Source organism: Acinetobacter sp. TG2027, from assembly GCF_000302435.1.
GTDB lineage: Bacteria > Pseudomonadota > Gammaproteobacteria > Pseudomonadales > Moraxellaceae > Acinetobacter > Acinetobacter pittii.
This window is the reverse complement of record NZ_AMJN01000040.1, coordinates 43292-68576: the sequence shown is the minus strand read 5'-3', so window position 1 is coordinate 68576 and position 25285 is coordinate 43292. Positions and strand designations below refer to the sequence as shown.

The 25285-nt window shown below is 38.5% G+C and carries 25 protein-coding genes and 1 tRNA gene; 17 read left to right on the top strand and 9 right to left on the bottom strand.

Annotated elements, in window-relative coordinates; all coding sequences use genetic code 11:
* Nucleotides 1-7: 7 nt before the first annotated feature.
* Nucleotides 8-1483, top strand: coding sequence for an efflux transporter outer membrane subunit (locus tag B806_RS0109950; protein WP_017386534.1), 1476 nt, complete (start codon nucleotides 8-10; stop codon nucleotides 1481-1483).
* A gap of 62 nt (nucleotides 1484-1545) precedes the next feature.
* Here the strand turns inward: B806_RS0109950 and glyA are convergent, their stop codons facing one another.
* Nucleotides 1546-2799 (bottom strand): serine hydroxymethyltransferase, encoded by a 1254-nt coding sequence (gene glyA / locus B806_RS0109945; RefSeq protein ID WP_002118126.1) that lies wholly within the window; start codon nucleotides 2797-2799, stop codon nucleotides 1546-1548.
* A 60-nt stretch (nucleotides 2800-2859) separates the two neighbouring features.
* Between glyA and B806_RS19405 the strand changes: the two genes are divergently transcribed.
* On the top strand, nucleotides 2860-3021 hold the full coding sequence (locus B806_RS19405; protein WP_079380939.1) for a hypothetical protein: 162 nt from the start codon (nucleotides 2860-2862) through the stop codon (nucleotides 3019-3021).
* A 23-nt stretch (nucleotides 3022-3044) separates the two neighbouring features.
* Here the strand turns inward: B806_RS19405 and B806_RS0109940 are convergent, their stop codons facing one another.
* Nucleotides 3045-4274: an alpha/beta fold hydrolase gene (locus B806_RS0109940; protein ID WP_017402971.1), complete on the bottom strand. Its 1230-nt coding sequence runs from the start codon at nucleotides 4272-4274 to the stop codon at nucleotides 3045-3047.
* A gap of 248 nt (nucleotides 4275-4522) precedes the next feature.
* On the opposite strand from B806_RS0109940, the gene B806_RS0109935 reads away from it, so the two are divergent.
* The 11 genes from B806_RS0109935 to B806_RS0109885 all read left to right on the top strand — a co-directional run bounded on the left by B806_RS0109935 (nucleotide 4523) and on the right by B806_RS0109885 (nucleotide 13683).
* Entirely contained in the window at nucleotides 4523-5209 is a 687-nt protein-coding gene (locus tag B806_RS0109935; RefSeq protein WP_017402970.1) for a DUF3820 family protein, read from the top strand.
* Between the two features lie 144 nt (nucleotides 5210-5353).
* The gene (locus B806_RS0109930; RefSeq protein WP_079380940.1) at nucleotides 5354-5983 is read left to right on the top strand and encodes a hypothetical protein; all 630 of its coding nucleotides are present in this window, start codon (nucleotides 5354-5356) and stop codon (nucleotides 5981-5983) included.
* 102 nt (nucleotides 5984-6085) lie between these two features.
* Nucleotides 6086-6162: transfer RNA gene (locus tag B806_RS0109925), tRNA-Arg, on the top strand.
* A gap of 117 nt (nucleotides 6163-6279) precedes the next feature.
* Complete coding sequence (locus tag B806_RS0109920) at nucleotides 6280-7215, top strand: ATP-binding cassette domain-containing protein (RefSeq protein ID WP_017402968.1); 936 nt, start codon at nucleotides 6280-6282, stop codon at nucleotides 7213-7215.
* Nucleotides 7212-7985 (top strand): ABC transporter permease, encoded by a 774-nt coding sequence (locus B806_RS0109915; protein ID WP_002118099.1) that lies wholly within the window; start codon nucleotides 7212-7214, stop codon nucleotides 7983-7985. The genes B806_RS0109920 and B806_RS0109915 overlap by 4 nt, the downstream gene beginning before the upstream one ends.
* On the top strand, nucleotides 7982-8794 hold the full coding sequence (queF, locus tag B806_RS0109910) for an NADPH-dependent 7-cyano-7-deazaguanine reductase QueF (protein ID WP_017386539.1): 813 nt from the start codon (nucleotides 7982-7984) through the stop codon (nucleotides 8792-8794). Before B806_RS0109915 ends, queF begins: the two co-directional genes overlap by 4 nt.
* Before the next feature lie 23 nt (nucleotides 8795-8817).
* Nucleotides 8818-9468 (top strand): hypothetical protein, encoded by a 651-nt coding sequence (locus tag B806_RS0109905; protein WP_017386540.1) that lies wholly within the window; start codon nucleotides 8818-8820, stop codon nucleotides 9466-9468.
* Between the two features lie 126 nt (nucleotides 9469-9594).
* Nucleotides 9595-10737 carry a rod shape-determining protein RodA gene (gene rodA / locus B806_RS0109900; RefSeq protein ID WP_017386541.1) on the top strand — a complete coding sequence of 381 codons (1143 nt, stop codon included), beginning with the start codon at nucleotides 9595-9597 and terminating at the stop codon, nucleotides 10735-10737.
* Between the two features lie 19 nt (nucleotides 10738-10756).
* Nucleotides 10757-11758, top strand: a complete 1002-nt coding sequence (gene mltB, locus B806_RS0109895) for a lytic murein transglycosylase B (RefSeq protein ID WP_017386542.1) — start codon at nucleotides 10757-10759, stop codon at nucleotides 11756-11758.
* A gap of 289 nt (nucleotides 11759-12047) precedes the next feature.
* Nucleotides 12048-12659 (top strand): septal ring lytic transglycosylase RlpA family protein, encoded by a 612-nt coding sequence (locus B806_RS0109890; protein ID WP_002118141.1) that lies wholly within the window; start codon nucleotides 12048-12050, stop codon nucleotides 12657-12659.
* A 574-nt stretch (nucleotides 12660-13233) separates the two neighbouring features.
* On the top strand, nucleotides 13234-13683 hold the full coding sequence (locus B806_RS0109885) for an Mpo1-like protein (RefSeq protein WP_002118194.1): 450 nt from the start codon (nucleotides 13234-13236) through the stop codon (nucleotides 13681-13683).
* 43 nt (nucleotides 13684-13726) lie between these two features.
* Here the strand turns inward: B806_RS0109885 and B806_RS0109880 are convergent, their stop codons facing one another.
* From B806_RS0109880 to rpsB, 6 genes are all read right to left on the bottom strand, one after another.
* Nucleotides 13727-14044: an AzlD domain-containing protein gene (locus B806_RS0109880; protein WP_017386543.1), complete on the bottom strand. Its 318-nt coding sequence runs from the start codon at nucleotides 14042-14044 to the stop codon at nucleotides 13727-13729.
* Nucleotide 14045: 1 nt separating this feature from the next.
* Nucleotides 14046-14762: an AzlC family ABC transporter permease gene (locus tag B806_RS0109875; RefSeq protein WP_017402967.1), complete on the bottom strand. Its 717-nt coding sequence runs from the start codon at nucleotides 14760-14762 to the stop codon at nucleotides 14046-14048.
* Nucleotides 14763-14850: 88 nt separating this feature from the next.
* Nucleotides 14851-15675: an AraC family transcriptional regulator gene (locus tag B806_RS0109870; RefSeq protein ID WP_017386545.1), complete on the bottom strand. Its 825-nt coding sequence runs from the start codon at nucleotides 15673-15675 to the stop codon at nucleotides 14851-14853.
* Nucleotides 15676-15780: 105 nt separating this feature from the next.
* The gene (locus B806_RS0109865; RefSeq protein WP_017386546.1) at nucleotides 15781-16266 is read right to left on the bottom strand and encodes a DUF3465 domain-containing protein; all 486 of its coding nucleotides are present in this window, start codon (nucleotides 16264-16266) and stop codon (nucleotides 15781-15783) included.
* Between the two features lie 65 nt (nucleotides 16267-16331).
* Entirely contained in the window at nucleotides 16332-17207 is an 876-nt protein-coding gene (tsf, locus tag B806_RS0109860) for a translation elongation factor Ts (RefSeq protein WP_002118238.1), read from the bottom strand.
* Between the two features lie 137 nt (nucleotides 17208-17344).
* Nucleotides 17345-18097, bottom strand: a complete 753-nt coding sequence (rpsB, locus tag B806_RS0109855; protein WP_002118204.1) for a 30S ribosomal protein S2 — start codon at nucleotides 18095-18097, stop codon at nucleotides 17345-17347.
* A 210-nt stretch (nucleotides 18098-18307) separates the two neighbouring features.
* On the opposite strand from rpsB, the gene map reads away from it, so the two are divergent.
* The 4 genes from map to B806_RS0109835 all read left to right on the top strand — a co-directional run bounded on the left by map (nucleotide 18308) and on the right by B806_RS0109835 (nucleotide 23617).
* Complete coding sequence (map, locus tag B806_RS0109850) at nucleotides 18308-19135, top strand: type I methionyl aminopeptidase (protein WP_005068204.1); 828 nt, start codon at nucleotides 18308-18310, stop codon at nucleotides 19133-19135.
* 203 nt (nucleotides 19136-19338) lie between these two features.
* Nucleotides 19339-20481 carry an OmpW family outer membrane protein gene (locus B806_RS0109845; RefSeq protein WP_002118130.1) on the top strand — a complete coding sequence of 381 codons (1143 nt, stop codon included), beginning with the start codon at nucleotides 19339-19341 and terminating at the stop codon, nucleotides 20479-20481.
* A gap of 404 nt (nucleotides 20482-20885) precedes the next feature.
* Nucleotides 20886-22232: an MFS transporter gene (locus tag B806_RS0109840; RefSeq protein ID WP_017386547.1), complete on the top strand. Its 1347-nt coding sequence runs from the start codon at nucleotides 20886-20888 to the stop codon at nucleotides 22230-22232.
* Nucleotides 22233-22402: 170 nt separating this feature from the next.
* Nucleotides 22403-23617, top strand: coding sequence for an MFS transporter (locus B806_RS0109835; protein WP_017386548.1), 1215 nt, complete (start codon nucleotides 22403-22405; stop codon nucleotides 23615-23617).
* Between the two features lie 243 nt (nucleotides 23618-23860).
* Here the strand turns inward: B806_RS0109835 and sthA are convergent, their stop codons facing one another.
* The gene (gene sthA, locus B806_RS0109825; protein ID WP_002118117.1) at nucleotides 23861-25273 is read right to left on the bottom strand and encodes a Si-specific NAD(P)(+) transhydrogenase; all 1413 of its coding nucleotides are present in this window, start codon (nucleotides 25271-25273) and stop codon (nucleotides 23861-23863) included.
* Between the last annotated feature and the right edge of the window lie 12 nt (nucleotides 25274-25285).

Genomic DNA, 25285 nt, shown 5'->3' with positions numbered 1-25285 from the left:
ACATTTAATGGCTACAGCAAAACAAAGCTTATTATTGTCCTCACTCATGGGAAGCCTGCTGCTTGCAGGCTGCTCTTTGGCACCAGAATATCAACCTGCAAAGGTCATAGTTCCCGTCAAATTTAAAGAGTCTGACCCTAAACTTGAAGACAATAACTGGAAAATTGCTCAACCTGCCGATCAGCAGGTTCGAGGTGAATGGTGGCGTGTTTTTAATGATGCTCAATTAAATGAGCTCGAACAACAAGCCATTTCTGGAAACCAGAGCCTTAAAGCGGCAGCGGCTAATATTCAGGCTTCACGTGCGTTACGTTCCGCAGCACAAGCTGAACGTTTGCCAAATATTGGTGCTGGCTTTGGCCCAACTCGTCAAAAACCCTCTCCGGCTTCATTGGGTTTAGATGACAACGCTCATACATCTGCACAAACCTTATGGCGTGCTCAAGCGAATGTTTCATATGAGCTCGATTTATTTGGCCGGATTGCCAGTAGTGTCAATGCAGCAACAGCTGATGTACAGCAACAAGAAGCTCTATATCAATCGGCGCTTTTAGCTTTACAAGCAGATGTTGCCCAAGGTTATTTCCTGATCCGTCAGTTAGATGCTGAACAAGCAATTTATAATCGCACTATTAAACTGCTTGGTGAGACAAGAGACTTAGTCCAAACACGTTTTAGAAATGGTTTAGTCAGTGAATTAGATGTTTCTCGCGCACAGACTGAACTGGCTACCGCCCAGACCAATGCACTGAACATTGCTCGTAACCGAGCCAATGCAGAACATGCACTTGCAGTATTGTTAGGCAAAACACCTGCTGAGTTTAGCTTGGCAGTTCAACCTTTAACTGCAAACAGCATTCGTCTTCCAGTAGGTTTACCTTCGGCTTTACTCGAAAGACGACCTGACATTGCGGCTGCCGAGCGTGCTATGGCAGCAGATAATGCGCGTATTGGAATTGCACGTGCTGCTTTCTTCCCAAAACTGGACCTAACAGGTGCACTCGGTTATGAATCATCAAGTTTAGGTGAGTTGGGTAAATGGTCGAGCCGTACATTCTTACTTGGTCCAGTGGCAGGTACTATTTTATCTTTGCCATTATTTGACGGTGGACAACGTAAGGCTGGAGTTGCTCAAGCACGAACTGCCTATGAAGAAAGCGTTGCAAACTATCGCCAAACTGTATTGAATGCATTTCGCGAAGTTGAAAATGGTTTATCAGATCAAAGAATACTTGATCAGCAAATTCAAGCCCAAAATCAAGCACTCTCCTCTTCTCGTCATGCAAATCAATTGTCCCATTTACGTTATCGAGAAGGTGCTATCAGTTATCTTGATGTGATTGACTCAGATCGGACTATTTTGCAACAAGAACAACTTTCTGCACAGCTTAACGGCACTAGAATGATGGCTAGTGTAAATTTAATCCGTGCATTAGGTGGTGGCTGGCATAATGCCGAGTCATCGGTAAAATCTGAAAGTTAATTCTTCCCTAATTAACTTGATATAAAAAAAGCGCCATACGGCGCTTTTTTTATATTTACAACTTATTGTGCGTATACAGGGAATTTTGCACAAACAGTTTCAACTTTCGCTTTTACGTCAGCAATAACTTTTTCGTCACCTTTGCTGTCAATCACGTCAGCGATCCAACCAGCAAGTTCACGAACTTCAGCTTCACCGAAACCACGAGTTGTTACCGCTGGAGTACCGATACGGATACCAGAAGTCACAAATGGAGAACGTGGGTCATTTGGAACTGAGTTTTTGTTCACAGTAATGTGAGCAGCACCTAACCAAGCATCTGCATCTTTACCAGTTACATCTTGCTTGATTAAAGATAACAAGAACAAGTGGTTGTCTGTACCGCCAGAAACAACATCATAACCACGAGCGATGAATACTTCAGCCATAGCTTGAGCATTTTTCACAACTTGTTGTTGGTAAGCTTTGAAGTCATCAGACATAGCTTCTTTGAAGCAGATTGCTTTAGCAGCAATCGCATGCATTAATGGACCACCTTGGTTACCAGGGAATACAGCAGATTGAAGTTTTTTCTCAATTTCTTCATTCGCTTTCGCAAGGATTAAACCAGAACGTGGACCACGAAGTGTTTTGTGAGTTGTAGTTGTAGTTACGTCAGCAATTTGAACTGGGTTTGGATATACGCCAGCAGCAACAAGACCTGCAACGTGAGCCATATCAACAAAAAGGTAAGCGCCAACTTTGTCCGCGATGTCACGGAAACGTTGCCAATCTACAACACGGCTATAAGCAGAGAAACCAGCAACGATCATACGTGGTTTGTGCTCTAACGCTAAACGTTCAACTTCTTCATAATCGATCTCGCCAGTTTCAGCGTTTAGACCGTATTGAACTGCATTATAAGTTTTACCAGAGAAACTTACTTTTGCACCGTGAGTCAAGTGACCACCGTGAGCCAAGCTCATACCTAAAACTGTATCGCCCGGGTTCAAAAGCGCTAAATAAACAGCAGAGTTAGCTTGTGAACCTGCGTGTGGTTGAACGTTTGCGTAATCTGCACCAAAAAGTTCTTTAGCACGATCAATCGCCATTTGCTCGATGATATCCACATACTCGCAACCGCCATAATAGCGTTTGCCTGGATAACCTTCTGCATATTTGTTCGTAAGTTTTGATCCTTGCGCTTCCATCACAGCAGGAGAGCAATAGTTTTCAGATGCAATTAACTCGATATGTGCTTCTTGACGCTCACCTTCAGAAGCAATTGCTTGAGCTAATTCTGGATCAAATTCAGAAATGGAAATATTGGCAAACATTAGCGGGGGTCCTATAAATTAGGGCTTTTAAGCCGTGCTAAGATTGCGGCATATTGTAGCATGAACTTTATAATTAAACAGAATGAAGTTAGCTCAGTTTTAAATAAAAATGGCTCAAGTTTTATAAAAAATGAGCCATTGTTTATAAATCAAATAAAAAGCTCGTTTAAAGCTTATATTTTAAATGTCTTCATCGTTAATTTTAGCTTAGAAAAATATTAAAAAAGTTTTAAATATCAATAACTCTATTGAGCTGATAGTAAAGTCTGAACATTTCCAACAATGTTGTCTACATTACTACTCATCGCCGTGCCATGATCCCAGTTACCCGTCACATAACTATTAATTTTAGTGCCTACAACAGTGGCATTAGATATCAAGATATCCGTTGCTACTTTAGGAACTGTTGAATCTGCTAAGCCCTGATAAATAATGATTGGTGTCTTGACTTTCACTTGTAACGGCTGCGAATCTTTATCTAAAAATGTTTTAACTAGCGGCACAGCCATAAAGTTAGGTTGTGTACGTGTATATCCATCCAATGTTCCATTGTGATCTGTAGCATACTTAGTCATACCTGCGCCAAAAGCTTGGCCCAATGGTCCGGAACAAATTGTTTCTGCTTGCGCTGCAATACCAGAGATTTGCGAAGTAAAGACTTGTGGATAATCAAAAGTGGGTTGTGTGTTGCGGATACCCGCACTAACTAAAGCTGTATAAGTATCAAGTTGAGCATACATTGATATTTTTTTATCTAGAGTTGCATTAGCAACAGATTGCTCTCCCGCCACTAGAATAAAGCCTAAATTAGAAGCTGGTGCTACCGCTACTGTACCTTTATAGTCTAGTTGTGCACGGCTCGCATATTGTGCAGCACCTAATGCAGCATGCCCACCCTGAGAATGTCCTACTGTTAACCATTTTTTCGAAGTTAATAAATTACGTTGTGATAAATAGTTACGTGTTGCAACCACTGCATCTGTAATTGAAAAGGCCTCACTTTTAACATTTAAAAATGGATGTATGCCTGGAGTACCTAAACCCTCATAGTCAGGTGCGACCACAACATAACCTGCGGCTAGTAATTTACTAATTAAATCTTTTGTACTTTCTGTTAAAGCTGCTTTACTTGGTGCGCAAGCATCTGCCACACCCGTAGTACCATGCGCCCAGACTACAATTGGCCAACCGCCTACTGGTGGTGGAGTGTTTGGTGTAAATACCAAACTGGTTGCTTGCACTTCTTGACCACTTTGACCCAACATTTTATAAGTCAAAATACTACTTTCTGCGGCAACTGATCCTAAGTTGGTGCTTGTGTAAGCCTCGACCTTAACGACTGGATTTTGAATATTATTGGTTGGTGTCCCTGATGGATTAGTAGGAGCTGGGCCATCATCACTACTCCCTCCTCCACAAGCGACTAAAAATAAACTCGTGCTAAGAACGCTCGTCATTAATAGGTTCATTTTCATTGGTATATCTTCCCTTAAATTCCATTTTTGTTTTGCTTTAGTTTTTTAATCAACATTTCCTAATGTCTTAAAATATTTACGCCTAATCTTTATTTTCCGCAAGTTCTATTGGATGAAATGAATCTCAGAAAACTCTATTTTTAATATAAATTAACGTTCTCGCTAATCTCAGGCCTCACTTCATGTTTTAAAGTGGGTAGCCAACTGTTAACATTCTTGATTACTCGTGATTGATTAAAGGGCCAGTTATGCAAACCATTATTTTAGATACAGAAACACATACACTAAATGGTTTGCCTATTGAAATTGCGTATGCCCCGATTGAAATTAATGAAGGCAAATTGACTTTAGATAAGAGCAAATTGTTTGATCAACTTTATCAGGTTAGTGCACCTATCTCTTACGCAGCTATGGCAGTACACCATATATTAGAGTCAGATTTAGAAAACCAGCCCCACTATAAAACTTTTAAATTGCCAGAGACTACCACTTATATTATTGGTCACAATATTGATTACGATATTGCCGCGATTGCTCGTTGTGGCGTGGATGTCTCTCATATCAAACCGATTTGTACTCTAGCTTTAGCGCGTAAAACTTGGCCTGAAGCAGAAGCGCATAATATTTCTGCACTCATCTATATGATTTCTCAAGGCAGCGTTAAAGCGCGAGAATTGCTCAAAGGCGCGCACCGAGCCGATGCGGATATTATTTTGACTGCTAATATTTTGATGCATATTGTCTATCATTTAAATATTCAAGACATTGAAGAGCTTTACCGAGTTTCTGAAGAAGCACGTATCCCTACGACTATTAATTTTGGTAAGCATAAAGGCACAGCAATTGCTGAACTTCCTAAAGACTATATTCAATGGTTATTACGCCAAGATGAACTGGATGTCTATTTACGTAAAGCATTAGAAGGCGCATTTTAAAGTCTTAAATAGATGATATTCATCAATTCTTCATCATATTGTCATTTTTGAGTTTTATCGTTAACCCCATTTATATTTTATTAAAAACAGTACTGTTCAACCGAGAAAATTGGACAGTCTGATTTATTTTTTATTTGGGGAAAAATGATGGCTGGTTTTTATCGAACCAATTTAGGAAGAGTCGCGCTTCAACAACGCAACATTACTTTAAATGCAAAACAAAGACGTTTACTACTATTAATAGATCACGAGGATTTTCAAAATTTAAATAGCGAATTTAAAAAACGTATTGCATCTCCAGAGCTTATTCAACAGCTTATCGACTTAAAACTCATTGCTCCTTCTGGCGAAAATTATTCAGAATTAAATGAACAAATATCTTTCCCACAATCATCCGTAACTACAATAGAAGCTCATCAAAAAAATAATATAGATGATAGTAAAAGTAACGATATAGTTAGTGAAATTCAGGTTACTCAATCATCATCTTTTCAACTTTCACCTACTGAAATTACTCAGCCACCAATTCAAGTTCAACAGCTCTCTTTTGAAGAGATACAACAGTTGATGAAGCAAACCTTGAGTCAATATTGTGGGCTTATGGCAAAACCACTTATTCAGAAAATAGAGCAAATAAAAACGCTTCAAGAGCTTAAAATGTGCCAAATGCAATGGATTACCAGCTTACAGGAGTCGCGTATTCCCCCTAATGAACTAGCACATACGCTTCATTCTATTAATTATTCAATTCAACTTATTCAACAACGCATCTAAAAAAACAACAAGCTGCTGTTTAATTAAGCATTAAACTCACTTGTTACCTATTTCGTGCTTTACCTATGGGTGTTTTTTTCCTATGATGTGGCCCACACATGTGCGCTCGTAGCTCAGTTGGATAGAGTACAGGTTTCCGAAGCCTGGGGTCGTGGGTTCGATCCCCGCCGGGCGCACCAGTTTATATATAATAACTTCATAAATTTATCTCAATTTTATAAAATTCCGACTATTTTACTTGGTTTATTAATCATTATCGCTCAAAATATACCCCTCTTTCATAATGTGAGAATTTCATGACTGATGCTTTGGTTTTAAGAGATTTGTCCAAAACATATCGTAATGGTTTTCAGGCGTTAAAAGGTATTAACCTCACTGTGCCTGAAGGTGAATTTTATGCGTTGTTAGGCCCAAATGGTGCCGGCAAATCAACAACCATTGGTATTATCAGTTCCCTCACGAAAAAAACCGAAGGAACAGTTGAGATTTTTGGACATAATCTCGACACTCATCCATCCTTGGCAAAACAACAACTTGGCGTTGTCCCTCAAGAATTTAACTTTGGACAGTTTGAAAAAGCGTTCGATATTTTAGTCACCCAAGCTGGCTATTACGGCATTCATAAAAAGATTGCAGAAAAACGTGCCGAATATTATTTAGAAAAGCTAGGCCTCTGGGAAAAACGCAATATACAAGCACGTATGCTATCAGGTGGTATGAAGCGCCGACTCATGATTGCACGTGCCATGATGCATGAACCTAAACTTCTTATTTTAGATGAGCCCACTGCGGGTGTTGATATTGAATTACGCCGCTCTATGTGGGATTTTCTAACCGAAATGAACGAAAGCGGTACTTCTATTATTTTGACTACACATTATCTCGAAGAAGCAGAAATGTTGTGTCGTCAAATTGCTATCATTGACCGCGGTGTCATTAAAGAAGACACCAGCATGAAAAGTTTCTTAAACCAGCTGAGTGAAGAGTCTTTTATTTTCGATTTGGCAGAACCTATTGCCCCACTCCAGTTAAATATTATTGGTGTGAAGTTCAACTTAATTGATAGCAGCACTTTAGAAGTGACGATGGATAAGGCACATACATTAAATGACTTATTCCAACTTTTAGAATCACAAGGTATTCGTGTTCGTAGTATGCGAAACAAATCGAACCGTCTAGAAGAGCTATTCGTCAAAATGGTCGAGAAAAATCTTGAAGGAGAGGCAAAATGAATTTTAGCCAACTGCAAATTGCCCTCTGGACTCTAGTTCGTAAAGAAGTACGCCGATTTCTACGTATTTGGCCACAAACCTTATTACCACCTGCGATCACGATGAGTTTGTACTTTGTTATTTTTGGTAATTTGGTTGGTTCGCGCATTGGACAAATGGGCGGCGTGAGCTATATGCAGTTTATTGTGCCCGGCCTCATCATGATGGCAGTTATTACCAACAGTTATGCTAACGTATCTTCAAGTTTCTTTAGTGTGAAATTCCAAAAGAGCATTGAAGAACTGATTATGAGTCCCGTACCACTACATATTATTTTGTGGGGCTATGTCATTGGTGGTATTTGCCGTGGTGTATTGGTCGGAGCAATTGTGACGACAATGAGTATGTTCTTTACAGACCTTTTTATACATAACTGGTTCGTAACTATATATACAGTCTTAATTACATCTGTTTTATTTTCCTTAGGCGGCTTCATTAATGCAGTCTATGCAAAATCATTTGATGATATTTCTATTATTCCAACCTTTGTCCTTACACCTTTAACCTATTTAGGTGGTGTGTTCTATGCCATTAGTGCACTTGGCCCTTTTTGGCAAAAACTTTCTTTAATTAATCCTATTGTGTATATGGTTAACGCTTTCCGTTTCGGCATTTTAGGTCATAGTGACGTGAACGTTACGTTCTCTTTAATCATTGTGACATTATGCTGTGCTGTACTTTACGGAATTGCTTACTATTTACTTGCTCGTGGTTCAGGAATGCGTGAATGAGTGTCGAACAGTCTTTATTGGGTAAAGAAACTCAATATCCAACTAACTATCAACCTGATGTTTTATTTCCAATTGCTCGTGCTCAGTCTCGTGAAGCCTACTCGCATATTGAAGGTATTACGCAAGGTAAAGATTGGTGGCATGTTTTTGAAATTTCATGGTTAAACGCTCATGCCATCCCGCAAGTTGCTATTGGCAGAATTACACTGCCAGCTTCTTCACCAAATTTGATTGAATCAAAGTCATTAAAACTTTACTTCAATAGCCTTAACTTCACTCAGTTTGACTCTAAACAGTCATTTATTGAAACGGTTGAAAAAGATCTATCTGCTGCGGCAGGTGCAAAAGTTGAGTTAACGTTATTTCAAGTAGATGATTTAGACATTTCTAAACCTCAAGGCATTTGTATTGATGACTTAGATCCAGAGCGTTTAGAGCAACATCCAGATGCGACTCTTTTAAAACGAGATGCGTCTGATGAAGAAGTCGAAATTGAACTGTATTCTCATCTTTTAAGAAGTAACTGCCCAGTCACGGGACAACCTGATTGGGGTACAGTTTTTATCCGTTTTAAGGGCAAAAAACCTTGTTATCGTAGTGTTTTAGCTTATATTATCTCGTACCGTCAGCATAACGGCTTTCACGAACAGTGTGTCGAGCAGATTTTTGCTGATATTTGGCAAAATTTGCAGCCTGAAAAGCTGATGGTTTATGCAACTTATACTCGTCGCGGCGGACTTGATATTAACCCTTGCCGAGTATCGGATCTTTCATGGATGCCAAAACCGATTCGATTGGCACGACAATAAAACGAATAATTTGAGGATACACCATGCCGTTTTTTGGTTTTACCCCTTCTGAAGGCTTATTGAACGATATACAAACTGGAATTGCGAACAAAAATTCTAGTGAGCCTTTATATCCACTTCGCGATAAGATTGCTTTACAACTTAATGAAGAGATTATTGATAATGTCTTAATTCAGTTAGTTCAGCACTTCCCTGCAAGTGAAAAGCGCGATACTGCCGAAAAACTAGCAGGCTATGTCAAATCAACAGTCGCTGTTCTTTTAAAACAATTGTTAAGCAAAGCGCCAAACGATGTTGTTAAACAGTCGGTAGAGTTCTCTGAACAAAGCTTATTTAAAGATCCACAAGGTCAATATAAAGTAGGTTTAACTCTAGATCCTAGTTTAGTGACTAATCTTCAGCATAACTTCACTGAGCTTAAAGCGGGTAACGATATCAATAAAGCTGCATTGGCTGAACTGTATAAACAGTTTGGAGATGCTATGGTTAAACATTTTATGTCTGATTTTAATAAGACATTAGACCTTGGCATGATCAAGCGTAAAGCAGCTGATATTGGTGCGGCAGCTGTAACAAAAGCAGTTCATATTGCGATCGACAAACTCATCCCTAGCTTAAATCGCACTGAACTAAAAGCGATGGCTGAATATCACGAAAGTCTATTCTTTAACTAATAAAAAATAGCCTATCGGAAACCTAGCGAGAGCTAGGTTTTTTTATTGCAAAATATTGATATACATTGCCATTAATCAGGTTTATGTTAGCATGCGCCAAGCACTGATTGACCTAGTTAACGCCGCATGTCTCCTAGCCCACAATATAAGTTTTTACGCCAAGCTCCTCGAGATGGTCTTAGCACCGCTATGCAACCATCAAGGTGGCAACAACTCCACATTGACCCATGGTTATGTCTATTTTTGCTATTAAATGCGCTATTAGGTTTAACTGTACTATATAGTGCTTCGGCGCAGGATGTAGGTCTGGTCAGTAAACAAGCCATGAGTTTTGGTATTGGCTTTTTAGTGATGTTTGGTCTAGCCCAAATTCCGCCTAAGGTCTATCAAGCGTTTTCCCCCTACTTTTATTTGTTTGGCCTATTTTCGCTTGTGGCAGTTATGGTATTCGGTGAAGTCCGAATGGGTGCTCAGCGCTGGATTGATATTCCCGGTTTCGGAAGTGTCCAACCCAGTGAGTTCATGAAAATCGGCATGCCGATGATGATTGCATGGTTTTTAGCAAGAAAACCTCTTCCCCCTAGTTTTTCACAAGTTATTTTATCTTTAATGTTAATTGGTATTCCCTTTTTACTGATTGCAGAACAACCTGATTTAGGGACATCACTTTTAGTATTAGCAAGCGGTATATTTGTCTTATTTTTAAGTGGACTATCATGGCGGATGATTGGTGCAGCTGCCGCATGTGCAGCAATCGTAATTCCAATTGCGTGGGAATTTCTTTTACACGACTATCAACGCCAAAGGGTTTTAACTCTACTTGACCCCGAGGCAGACGCACTCGGTACGGGTTGGAATATTATTCAATCTAAAACTGCAATTGGTTCTGGTGGTTTTTCAGGTAAAGGTTTCCTTGAAGGAACCCAATCTCACTTACACTTTTTACCCGAAGGACATACTGACTTTATTATTGCTGCATATTCCGAAGAATTTGGACTCATCGGTGTACTTATTTTAGTAATCCTTTATTTTGCCATTATTTTTAGAACATTCCAGATCGGTTTACAAAGCTTCCATAACTATGGACGTTTAGTTGCTGGCGCCTTTGGTTTGTCTTTTTTTGTTTATGTATTTGTAAATGCGGGAATGGTCAGTGGTATTTTACCTGTAGTAGGTGTTCCTTTACCTTTTATGAGTTATGGCGGAACAGCTATTATTACTTTAATGGCCACCTTTGGTTTAGTCATGTCCATTCATACACATCGATAATCTGGAATTTTAAAACGATATGTTGTCTCAACACTTAAATAAAACTTTAAAAATGCTCGCTTTGTGTACTGGCTTAATCAGTACAAGTCATTTCGCTCAGGCCAACGATTTTGCAACACATCCTGATTATTTGAATTTTAAACAAAAAACGATGAATGCTTATGGCTTAAGTAGCGATCAAGTCGATGCAGCCATGAGTGGCGCAAAAAATTTACTAAACATTCTAAATATTATGACTCGTCCGGGTGAAAGTAAGCCTTGGTATGATTATCGCTCTATGTTTTTGGTTGAAGGCACAATTCAACGTGGTGTCCGTTTTAAAAATCAATATGCAGATGCGTTAAATCGCGCAGAACAACAATATGGCGTATCTCAAGCTGTCATTTTAGGTATTTTGGGCGTTGAAACAGGTTATGGCGCAAATAAAGGTTCTTTTATTACACGTGATGCTTTAGCTACCCTTGCTTTTGGCTACCCTCGCCGTGCTGAATATTTTGGTGATGAGCTAGCTGCTCTTATTGCTTGGACTTATAAAGAAGGCTACCCAACAAATAGTATTGTTGGTTCCTATGCAGGTGCGATTGGCTATCCACAATTTATGCCAAGCAATATTAGTAAATATGGGGTGGATTATGACGGTAATGGACATATCGACTTAAGAAACTCAGCAGAAGATGCCATTGGATCAATTGCAAACTACTTAGCAAAACAAGGTTGGCAACGCGATCAACCGATCGGGTTTATGGCTCGTTACACTGGGTCAAATCCAGAAAGTATTATTGCTAAAGATTTAACGCAACCTTTTCCTTATGGTGCATTAAAGACACTCGGTATTTCTCCATTGAATCCTGTAGTTAAAATTGATGATCTCGATATGGTGAATGTTATTCAATTACAAGACTATAATGGACCAATTTACTATTTAACTTACCCGAATTTTCAAGTGATTACGACTTATAACAAGAGCCGCATGTACGCTACTGCTGTATGGTTATTAGGCACCGAAGTAGCTAGCCGATAGGCTAGCTTTTTTATGCTTTATGTAAAAGTCAATAAATATTTTTGTTAAATAGATCACAATACATACATTTTTAATAACTTGTTACATTGTTGATTATTTTTTAATCTAAAACTGTAAGTTTTTGCCCTTTTTGTAAAGATTTCTCGTTAAAGACTAGACACTCTCCGTAACCGATGAATATTATCCACCCCAATATAGCAATTGCAAAAGTGAATAATAAGGCATGTTCACTTTAAATTTCAGTCAATGGCTGAAAGAAAAAAGTACATGTTCTCAGGAGTTTATACAAATGCAGTTATCGCTGAAATACGTTCTTGCACTGACGGCTAGTTTAAGTATGGCCCCACTGCACGCTGAAATGGTGCAGTCATCATCATTAAACAGTGATGTAGATGGTCCTAATCTAGCAGCACGTGTATTGAGTAAAGATACTCAAAACTTTAATTCTCGTTTTTCTAACATTAACAGTCTTTCAATCACTGAACGTTCTGGCGATCAAATCCGTCGTCAAGCTATCGCAGCAAAAATTGAAATCCCTGAAGATGAGCCTTCAGTGATTGAAAAACTTAACACAGTAGCTTCAAACACTGTTCGTAAGTTTAGCCAAACTGGTATGGCATCTTGGTATGGCCGCCAATTCCATGGTCGTAAAACAGCAAGTGGTGAAACATTCGACATGAATGCTTTAACTGCTGCTCACCGTAGCCTACCGTTGAACTGTTACATTCGAGTAACGAATAAAGACAATGGTAAAAGTGTAGTTGTAAAAGTAAATGACCGTGGTCCTTTCCATGGCAACCGTGTACTTGACCTATCATACGGTGCAGCTAAACGTCTTGGTATTACCAATGCTGGTACAGCTAAAGTAAATATTGAGCGTGTTGATGGCCCAACTTCATAAGTTATAGCCTCTCGAGTTCATGTAAAAAGCCGCAATTTTTTCTGCGGCTTTTTTATATTTTAGGTTATCAAAATAATTCCTAACGTAAAGTTAAAAAATCCTCTTTTTTTTGACCCTTATCCAGCTCTAAATTTGAATATTTTTTAAACAAAAAACTATGGTTATTTAATACCAGTTAATTTTACGTCTAATTTGCGTTTAGAGCGTCTTTTTTAAATTTACGCTACCCTAGTACCATTTTTCCAAAATAAAGGCTATTTATGGCGTTTTTAGAGTAGATGAGTAGAGCTTTTTCATACAATTTTCCCATCAATCTCAAAATTACGCTTTTTTAGATGATTTCATCATCTAGCAACACAGAAAAAATATTATGAAAAATTGCCCCATTATTGTGGTCGAATTGATCACCTTTCCAAGCACAGTCACATTATTTTTTCGTTTGCCCTTTCTTAGGTTTTTTAATATAACGCTCCCTATAGTTGAATAGTGTTAGTTTCTTGTCGAGATCCTCAAGAACAGGCTAAAATATACTCACAAAAAATAAATCAAAGTTAAAACAAGGAGTGTGCTACTAATGAAATCCATTACTGAATGGTTTGATGAATATAGCGAAAGTCATCAAAATCCAACCAATAAACAAATTCACTGGCTTTGCGTTCCCGCCATTTTATTTTCTATTATTGGAATCATTGCACATTTCAGCACATTGCTTACTGCTTTATTACTTGTGTTGACCTTAGTATTTTATGCACGTTTAGATCTTGTACTTGCTGTGGCAATGGCTGCTTTACTTGTTGTTATGGCATGGCTCATTTATACCCTACCTGTAGGAGTCGGGTTTTATATCGCTATTTTTGTGATTGCTTGGGTTGGACAATTTTACGGACATAAAGTCGAAGGCAAAAAGCCCTCGTTCTTTAAAGATTTACAATTCCTACTAATTGGACCAGTTTGGTGTATGGATGCTTATCTCTCAAAAATCTTACCTAAATGGAAAAGCAGACAAAAACAAGCTCTTGCTTAAAGATTAACTTAAAGCTGAATCCTTTCGATTCAGCTTTTGCATGTTAGTAATTTATTAGAAAATTTATAAAATAAAAAAATCCTAAACTTGCTATCACACTTAAAAGAACTTTTTTTAGGTACATAGCAATCACAATACAAAAAATTGCTGCATAAATATAAGGATTATTTATCACGCCTCTTAAATGATTACCATCGAAAAAAATAACTGGAATACAAATTGCAGTTAACAAACAAGGTGCAGAATAGTTAAGCATCTTATTCAGAATAAGCGGCAGTTTAATTTTTACGTGAGGTTCTAAAAAATAATAGCGATTAAAAAAGACGATTGCTGCCAAGCCTAAAATCATAAACCAAGACATATTATTGCTCCTTACCTATTTTTTCAGTTAAAACAGCAATTAACATCCCCATTAATCCTGAAAGTAAAATCGCACCCTCAATTTGATAAAATTTAAATAAAAACCCACTTAAACAAGTTGTTAGCACCCCAGCTATGACCGGAAATCCTTTACATAACGGCACAATCATAGCAATAAAAATAGCAACGATCGAAAAATCCAAATGGTAATTTAAAAGATCAGGTATCACTGTCGCCAGCAGTATTCCCACCAAACTAAAAGCAACCCAAAATAAATAAAAACACAGTCCTGCTCCCAACAGATATTCCGAACTTCTTTTTTCAAATGGAGCACTCACCGCAAACAATTCATCTGTTAATAAAAAACCTAAACTCAATCGTTTAGGTAGGGACAAAATAGAAATGTCATTTCTTAAAGTTAATGCATAAATAAAGTGCTGAGCCGTTAAAAAGAAAATAGTCAAATAAATTGTAAAAACAGATGCACCTTCCATAGCCATGCTTAAACTAACAAATTGAGCAGCTCCAGCAAAGACGAGTCCAGACATTGCTAGTGCTTTATAGAAAGATAATCCTGCATGAATTGCCATAGATCCCGCTAAGATTGCCCACGGAATAACAGAAATTGAAAATGGCAAAATATCCATTGCACCACGTAAAAATAAATAGGATGGCTTATTTTTTGAAAACCCAACTGGCTGATTAAGCTGAATATTCATATATAAAATCCAATATAAGAAACATCTCTATACCATGCTTGATGAGTGCCGACTTATATTGGATAAAATTGCTTTAGAACTAATTTATTTATATGTTCAAACTTGCTACATATTGAGTGGGTGTGACGCCCATTGCTTTTTTAAAGTGACGATTAAAATGGCTTTGGTCAGAAAAACCACATTGTTGTGCCACCATGGCAATTTGGTCCCCCTGTTTTAATAACTGTCTTGCTTTTTGTAAACGTGCTTGTACAAGCCAAGCGTGAGGTGGCAGACCTACATATTTTTTAAATTGCCTTAAGAAATGCCAAGCGCTCAAGCCGACCATATCAGCCAAATCTTGTAAAGAAAAGTTTGTTTCAGGCATTTCTACGAGTAATTCTTTAACTCTTAATATTTTTGAATATGCTTCTGGTAACTCACAAAAAGTATGATTTGATTTACCATGTCTCTTCATAAGACAAGCTAAAGTTGTTAAATACATCGTTTCTTTGAGTAGAAAATTATCTTTTTGTTCTAATAAATCAAAAAGTAAGCAAAGCTGTTGAGCCAAACCTAGGTCGCGAATCACGGCTTGAGGAAACCATGGTGCGCCATGTGAATTTTCAAAAAAATCTTGGCTAACTTCTGCTAACATTTCAGGTGTTGGATAGATCGCTCGATAACGCCACCCCGACTCAACAGCCGATGAACCAGTATGGATCTCGTCAGCATTGACTAAAATAATATCGCCTTTAGGAGCTACATGTAGCTGTCCTGTCCTAAAAAAAGACTGTGCTCCCTCTTCAATCACACCAATACAGTACCCTTCATGAGTATGCTTTGAAAATTGTGTTTGGTGATAATGTGCTTTTAGTAACTCTAAACCGCCCAACTCTCGCACATGCAGATAATCGGCTTGCTCCCGCTGCATAAATACGTCTCATCTATTCAATAAAAAAACCATAGCACGTTTTAATAAACTGAATAGAACAAAATTGCTCTATGAAAATAATCTGATTAAACGTTCACGTGAGCTTTATTGATAAATCTGTCCGTCATGTTTAAGCCATCCACTTTCATGACGACCTTGTGGATCGTGATGAGTCCAATGTAGTACACCACCTTTTGGGTTGTATTCATATTCGCCATAAAACTCAACGATGTCACCTTTATTTAGATTAGAAATTTTAGGTGCCAAATCGATATTATGTGCAACCAAAATTGAAAGACCATTTTTTAATACTAGAATGAATTTCTGGTGTCTTGACCCATCATTATCATCTCTTAAAATTGCTTTGACTCGACCACTTCCCTGCACTTGAACATTACTTTGTCTCTGCTCATAAGCAGCTTTTACAGTGTCCACCCCATTATTTGAAAGTGTAGTTTCATTACGCTGAGCTGAGAGTATAGTTGATGATGGTGATTGACTTTGCTTTTGCCCAGATAAATCCAGACCAAAATAAGCAGCAATCAATAAAATAATGACACCACCAATACTGAGATTTTTTTTATTTGTCATTGTATACCCTTATTTTACCTGAGATAAAAAAAGCCCCAATGGGGCTTTTTTTATTGTGATACGAATTACTTCGCAGCAGCTTGAGCAGCAGCAACTTCTTCAGCGAAGCTAAGTTCTGCTTTCTTCTCAATACCTTCACCAACTTCGAAACGTACGAATTCAGCAACAGTAGTACCAGTTGCTTTTAATACATCAGCAACTTTCTTGTCGTTGTCGATTACATACATTTGACGATCAAGAGCAACTTCGTTCAAGTATTTATCAACTGAACCAGTTACCATTTTCTCAACGATGTTAGCTGGCTTACCAGATTCTAACGCTTTCGCTTCAGCAATTTCTTTTTCTTTAGCGATAAGGTCAGCAGGAACAGCTTCAGCATTTACAGCTACTGGGTTGAATGCAGCAACGTGCATTGCAATACCTTTACCAGTATCAGCATCACCAGTATAAGAAACTACAACACCGATTTTTAAACCGTGTTTGTAGATAGCCAAGTTTTCGCCTTCAACGATTTTCGCGCGACGAACTTGGATGTTTTCACCGATTTTTTGAACAAGTGCAATACGAGCTTCTTCAACTGATTGACCGTCTGCTAATTTTAATTCAGCGATTTTAGCAGCATCAGTTTCACCAGCAGCTAAAGCAGCAGTAGCAACAGCTTTAGAGAAGTTAGAGAAGTTTTCGTCTTTAGCAACGAAGTCAGTTTGACAGTTAACTTCAACTAAAATTGCTTTGTTGCCTTCTTGAACGATTGTGATTGCACCGTCAGCAGCAATGTTACCAGCTTTTTTAGCAGCTTTAGCTTGACCAGATTTACGAAGGTTATCAATAGCAAGCTCGATGTCACCGTTCGCTTCTGTTAATGCTTTTTTGCATTCCATCATTGCAAGACCAGTACGGTCACGTAATTCTTTTACCATGCTTGCAGTAATTGCAGTCATGTTGATCTCCTAAAATCGGTAGAAAATAAATCTTTTCAACAAAAACGGCCCAAAGAAACTCTGGGCCGTTTGCACTCTCGACGCTTAATTTGCCACCATTACATGTCGCAAAAATGACAAGCCTGCGTCAAAACGCATTAAGCCTCAGAAGCGTCTTTCGCAGCGTCATCGCCTTTTGCTTGAGCGTTCGCTTGAGATTGAGCGTATTCTTTACCAGCAAGAATTGCGTCAGCCATAGCTGAAGCATATAGAGTTACTGCACGGATCGCATCATCGTTACCAGGAATAACATAATCAACGTTGTCTGGGTTAGAGTTTGTATCAACGATACCGATAACAGGAATACCTAAGTTCTTCGCTTCTTTGATTGCAATCGCTTCGTGATCAACGTCGATTACAAATAATGCGTCAGGTAAACCACCCATGTTTTTAACGCCGCCTAAAGAGCGCTCAAGTTTTTCCATCTCACGAGCACGTTCTAAAGCTTCACGTTTAGTAAGTTTAGCAAAAGTACCATCTTGAGATTGAGTTTGAAGATCTTTTAAACGGTTGATAGATTGGCGAAGTGTTTTCCAGTTCGTCAACATACCACCTAACCAACGGTGATCTACATATGGTTGACCAGCGCGTTGAGCTTGTTCACGGATGATGTTAGAAGCAGCACGTTTTGTACCAACGAACAAAACTTTGTTCTTTTTGCTTGCTAATTGGTTAGCGAAGTTCAAAGCATCATTTAACGCAGGAACAGTGTGTTCAAGGTTGATGATGTGAATTTTGTTGCGCGCGCCAAAAATGTATTGACGCATTTTTGGGTTCCAGAAACGAGTTTGGTGACCAAAGTGCGCACCTGCTTGAAGAAGGTCGCGCATGCTTACGTTGTAATCTGCCATTTTCTTTACCTTAAAAGTTGGGTTAGGCCTCCATATATCCGCATTCTCCACCTTTTTACAGGCACCCAGAGTAATGTGACGATATATGTGCGGATTTTTTACTCCATCTATCAAAATTGTTCGTAAAAGATATTCACGAAAAGCATTTGATAAAATGGGCGGCTATTTATACCATAGACACTTGTAAATTACCAAAAGTTTTTAGAGATCATGAACAGTACTTATACAGCTCCACGTCGATTAATCAAAACTCCAGATGAAATTGAAAAAATGCGCATTGCAGGACGACTGGCGGCTGAAGTTCTAGAGATGATCAAGCCCCATATTAAGGCAGGTGTAAGTACACTTGAACTTGATACCATTTGTCGTAATCACATTGAAAATGTGCAACATGCTATTCCTGCATGTGTAGGCTATGGTGGAGCTCCTGGGCGCCCTGCTTTTCAACACTCTATTTGTACTTCGGTTAACCATGTTGTCTGTCATGGTATTCCCTCTGAAAATAAAATTTTAAAAAATGGTGACATCCTTAATATTGATGTCACTGTCATTAAAGATGGTTACCACGGCGATACCAACATGATGTATGTCGTTGGTGGTGAAACTTCTATTTTAGCCAGCCGTCTATGCAAAGTTGCTCAAGAAGCGATGTATCGTGGAATGGCAACTGTTAGAGATGGTTCATATTTAGGTGATATCGGCCACGCAATCCAAAAGTATGTCGAATCAGAACGTTTTAGTGTAGTACGCGAATATTGTGGTCACGGTATTGGAACTGTTTTCCATGATGAACCTCAAGTACTCCATTATGGTCAAGCTGGTACAGGTATGCGTTTAGAAGCAGGTATGACTTTTACGATTGAACCTATGGTAAATGCTGGCGTATGGCAAACTAAATTGTTAGGTGACAAATGGACTGTCGTAACCAAAGACCATAAACTTTCAGCTCAGTATGAACATACTATTTTAGTTACCCAAACAGGCATTGAAGTCTTAACTGCTCGTCCTGAAGAAGACTTATCTCGCTTCAACCAATAATTTAAAAAACTTAAATAAAAGGCTACTTTGTGTAGCCTTTTATTATTTATTATGTACTTTTTATTAATAAACCTTTCTAAATATAAACAAATATTTCAAAAAAATTACAATTATTAATTTTTAATACACAATCTATTCAATAAAACAAGGTATGGTGGGCTCAATAAAAATCAGTAAACAAATGTCGGACATGGAGTCCTTTTATGATGAAAAAGTCATTATTTTGTATGACAGCTGCCTTTTTTGCTCTGCCAACATTCACTTATGCCGCTTCACCATATTTTAGTTTTAAAGATGGCGATGGCTTCAAACGTTTTTCTGTCTCTGCTGGTCCTTTATATGTCAAACCAACAGGAAAAGCTCAGCCTTTACATGTAAATACTGCAATCGCAGAAGGAACAAAAACAAGAGTAGGAGATGTAAAAGGTGATTCAGTATTAAATTCCATTGATGAATCACAACCAAATGCAACAGCTAAAAAGGCATTACTCAAAGGTGTATTAGATTTCGAGAGAAATACACTTCTTAACCTAGGGTTGCCTGGTATCGTATCTTATAAAGGTGATGACGGAGCTCAGTATCTAAGAGCAGATACCGCAGGCTCTGCAGTAATTAATGGCCTCTCCTCTTGGGATAATCCTGGTACTGGTCTTGAAGCTGATGATGTAACAACACTAGGTTTAATGACAAGTTATTTCTTTACAGATAATGTTTCATTAGAAGTGAAAGCTGGCATTCCGCCTAAAGTCGATCTACAAGGTAAAGGTAAAATCTATGCCCCTCTTACCGGTACAGCCACTCCAGAAGATTTAGGTGTAATTGTCGGAGACCTACCGCTTAAAAATAATATTTTTATTACCGATCTTGAAGCCCATGGAAGTGCTGCATCAGCTCGTGCCTGGACACCAGCTTTTGAACTTCAGTACCATTTTGGCAAGACTGGCGTAAATAAGTTTAGGCCTTATGTTGGACTAGGTGTGATGTATGCCTATTTCAGTGAACTGGAAATGAATCCTGAAATTGAAAATGATTTAATCAATGCAGGTCATATGATTGTGAATATTAAAGATGGTAAAGCTGGGGCTGCTCTTGATCGTAAAAAAAGTTCTGGTGATCCTAAAGTAGACCTTGAGGCATCTGACGCAATTGCGCCCGTAGCAACTTTGGGTTTCACCTATGACTTCAATGACAAATGGTATGCGGTTGGTTCTGTCTCTTACGCTCACTTAAAAACGGATACGACCATTACAGTCAATGATGCCAAATATGGTGAATTAATTAATGCAAAAGCGGATATCGAAATTAATCCAATTTTAGGTTATGCCGGTATTGGTTATCGCTTCTAATTTTTATGTCACCCAAAGCTATAAAAACTTATGCATGTTTATATAGCTTTCTTTTTTCCACATTTTGCTTCTTTTTAAATCAAAATGCTAAAAAAATGAGCACTTTTATAAAGCCGATTGAAAAAATTTACCGCCTTCCTCTCTTATGAGCATTTACTGATTTATTTCTGTTTTTTAATTAATTTTATTTTTAATAAACTAACCCAATAGAATTAGAAAGTAATTTTTCCTTTTTAGTAAAAATAATTTTTTGGCACGACCCTTGCTTTATTTACAGCATGATGAGTCAACGATGATTCAATGAATAAACCAAGACGGCCAACGATGTCCGCTCTGATCGGTCTGCAGATAGGCAATAAATTGCCATGCAAATTAAAATTTCGTTCAGTTCAGAGGGACGGCGTATGTCTTCAAATATCAATCCAGATGCAAAAAAAGCAACTGAAATAAAATTATTTAGCTTTTCTACTCCTGCAATGCGCGCTTTTCACATGACTTGGCTCGCATTCTTTGTGTGCTTCTTCGCATGGTTTGCTTGCGCACCACTCATGCCGGTTATTAAAGGTGAGTTCGGCTTAACCAAAGATCAAATTGCCAATATCAATATTGCCGCCGTTGCAATTACGATTTTAGTACGACTCGTTGTCGGTCCGCTTTGTGATAAATATGGCCCGAGGATTACCTATACAGCCCTTCTCTTGCTTGGCAGTATTCCTGTATTTGGCGTTGCTGCTGCTAACAGTTATGAGTCTTTTTTATTCTTCCGCTTACTGATTGGTGCAATTGGCGCAAGCTTTGTTATTACGCAATATCATACAAGCGTTATGTTTGCACCTAATGTTGTAGGTACAGCAAATGCGGCAGCAGCTGGTTGGGGTAATGCTGGTGGCGGTGCAACCCAAGCTCTAATGCCTTTATTACTTGGTGCAATTGTCATGTTCGGTGTCGAACAAACTATGGGTTGGCGTGTTGCATTAATCGTACCAGGCGTAATGATGGTCATTGTTGGTATTCTTTATTGGAAACTCACCCAAGACTGTCCTCAAGGAAACTTCAAAGAAGTCCGCGCACAAGGTATTGAAGTTGGCAGTGGTAAAAAAGGTGGCATGGCAATTTTGATGCAAGCTGCTCGTAACTACCGTGTCTGGATTTTATTTGTGGCTTACGGTGCATGTTTCGGTATTGAAATTTTTATCCATAACGTTGCAGCAATGTACTATGTTGATCACTTCAAAATGGATTTAAAAACTGCTGGTTTAACCGCGGGGATATTTGGTCTTCTTGCACTCTTTGCTCGTGCACTTGGCGGTATTATTTCCGATAAAGTCGCACTCAAAAAAGGTTTAGATGGCCGTACTAAAGTACTAGTACTCATGATTTTAGGTGAAGGTTTATTCTTAATTCTTTTCTCTCAAATGAATGTGATAGCTCTTGCAATTATTTCTATGACGATTTTTGCCCTGTTTACTCACATGGCTTGTGGCGCGACATATGCTCTTGTACCATTTATTGATCGTAATGCATTAGGTGGTGTTGCAGGCATTATTGGTGCAGGTGGTAATGTTGGTGCAGTTGCAGCTGGTTTCTTATTAAAAGGTGTACTCGATATTCAAACTTGTCTATTTATTTTAGGTGGGTTGGTTATAGTCGCTGGCTGTAGCGTAATTCTAATTCGCTTCACGACTGAACATAAAGAAAAAGAACAAGTACTTTTTGAACAAGCATTACTTGAACGTAATTCCGCAGCATAATTTTTACAAGAAGCAGAGATCAAAATGGTGTCTGCTTCTTTAATTTCCTTCTCATAAAATACGATCCTTAAGAACTTTTTAATTCTTCTTAAATATTCCCTCTAACTATATCGATATTTTTCGATATATCTTCTACAATAAATCATCATTATTATAATTTTCCATTAATCATGACTAAAACTGGCAACCAATTTTCTCAGTCCCTCATCTATATGCTGATTGGCAGTGCAATTATTTTGGCCCTTTCATTAGGTGTCCGTCATGGTTTCGGTCTCTACCTTGTACCCATGAGCCATGAATTTGGCTGGGGACAGCATGTTTTTAGTCTTGCGATAGCCATGCAGAACCTGATCTGGGGAGCTGTTCAGCCTTTTACCGGTGCAATTGCAGATAAATATGGCAGTAAAGTTGTGGTTGCTGTTGGTGGTTTACTTTATACCCTAGGCCTACTTTTAATGGCTTTTAGTTCAAGTGTACTCATTTTGAATTTAAGCTTAGGTCTTATTATTGGTTTAGCTTTATCAGCAACCTCTTTTACGGTTTTACTGAGTGCAGTAGGCCGAGCTGCCCCTCCAGAAAAAAGAAGTATGGCAATGGGTATTGCCAGTGCAGCAGGCTCTTTTGGTCAGTTTATTATGTTACCTTCCACCCTTCTCTTGCTTAAAACGGTAGGATGGTCGTCAGCTTTGATGGTGAGTGCACTATTAATTGCTCTTATTATTCCCCTAGCGTGGATGCTAAAAGGACCAAGCAATCAAACGCCAAAAGCAATTGCTGAACCACAGCCCACATTTAAACAAGTACTGAATATTGCTAGAAAACATAAGCCATTCTGGTGGTTAGCTTTAGGCTTTTTAGTCTGTGGGTTTCAGGTGGTCTTTTTAGGCGTTCATCTGCCGGGCTATTTAATCGATCATGGCTTTGATGCAGCTACAGGAACTGTGTTTCTGGCATTAGTAGGACTATTTAATATTGGGGGAACTTATGGGGCGGGTTGGCTGGGAGATCGATTCTCAAAACCTAAATTATTAATGGCACTTTACGGTAGCCGCGGCATCGCAATCATCGCCTTTTTACTATTACCTCTAAGCACTTATACGGTATATGCTTTTGGCGTCATTATGGGACTTTTATGGCTCTCTACAGTTCCACTTACCAACGGCATCGTGGCAAATATGTTTGGTGTTAAATACCTTTCAATGTTAAGTGGTATTGTGTTTTTCACCCATCAAGTCGGTTCTTTCTTTGGCGGCTGGCTTGGCGGTGTTAACCATGACTTAACAGGTAATTACAATGCGATTTGGCTATGTTCAATAGCTTTGAGTATATTAGGGGTAATCGTACATTTCTTTGTAAATGAGGAGGCTGTTATTCATGACGCATAATACCTTACTTTTGAAAACAATTATGACTTTGCTCGTGATTACTCTGCTGGCCTGTTCAATCATTTTATGGAAACAAACTCCTGATTTGTTTGTATATTTCAATCAAGCATTTTGTGCCCACTAGAGATATAGACAGCCAGACGCATACTGCAAATTGTCATAAAAATATAAAAAACCTATGGTCTAATGAAAATAAAAAAGCCCGCAAGTTTGCGGGCTTTTTTATGAAAAACTTATTTAAAATCAAAACAAACGATTCATACCATTAAGCGCAGCTACACGATATGCTTCAGCCATTGTTGGATAGTTAAATGTCGTTTCAACGAAATATTTCAAGGTATTATTTGGGCTGTGCATAACTGCTTGCCCAATGTGGATAATTTCGGCAGCGTTATTACCAAAACAGTGAATACCTAAAATTTCCATAGTGTCACGGTGGAAAAGAATTTTTAACTCACCCACTGTGTCACCAGTAATTTGTGCACGAGCCAAATGACGGAAAGAAGCCTGACCTACTTCATACGGAATTTTCTCTTCCGTTAATTCCTGTTCATTTTTACCAATTGATGAGATTTCTGGAATGGTATAGATACCTGTTGGGATATCACGTACTGGCTTCGCATCTTCACCACTCATGTTTGCGCCAGCACAGCGCCCTTGGTCATAAGCAGCAGAAGCAAGTGATGGCCAACCAATCACGTCACCAGCAGCATATATATTTTCAACTTCAGTTTGATATTGATCATTTACTGAAAGTTGACCACGGTTATTTGGTACTAAGCCAACATTTTCAAGACCTAAGCCTTCTGTGTTACCTGAACGGCCGTTACACCAAAGAATCGCATCGGCTTTAATCTTTTTACCACTTTGTAAGTGTAAAACAACATGGTCATCAAACGTTTCAAGATGATCCATTTGCTCATTGTGACGAATTAACACACCTTGTTCACGTAAATGATAAGACAAAGCATCAGCAATTTCATCATCTAGATAGCTTAATAGTTTTTGCTGAGTATTGATCAAGTCAACTTTATGATCTAGACCAATAAAGATTGAGGCATATTCACAGCCAATAACACCTGCGCCGTAAATAATGATTTTTTGAATTGAATAATCAAGATCAAGGATTTTGTCCGAATCGAATACGCGAGGATGATCAAAGTCTAAACCTTGCGGATGATAAGGACGACTACCTGTAGCAATCACGATTTGCTTACAGATAATTGTTTCTTTAATGCCTTCATGGCTAAAAACTAAAACTGTATTTTTATCTTGAATATATGCACGGCCGTGGAATACACCGATTTTATTGCGATCATAAAAACGTGTATGCGTATCAACCTGTTGTTGAATTACTTTGTGTGCATTACGCAAAACCTGTTTCATGGTGAACTGTTTCCATTCACCTACTTTTTGAAACATTGGATCGCGCTGATAGCGAATAATACTAGAAACTGTTTGACGTAATGCTTTACTTGGAATGGTACCTACGTGTGCACAGTTACCACCCAGTTGATCACGCACATCTACAATTGCAACACGCTTACCCGCTTTTGCAAGCTTCATTGCCGCGCCTTCACCTGCAGGTCCAGAACCGAGAACTACCGCATCGTATTTAACGAAATTCCCACTAACGACCTCTTTTTTACGTGGCATTGAAAGCTCCTT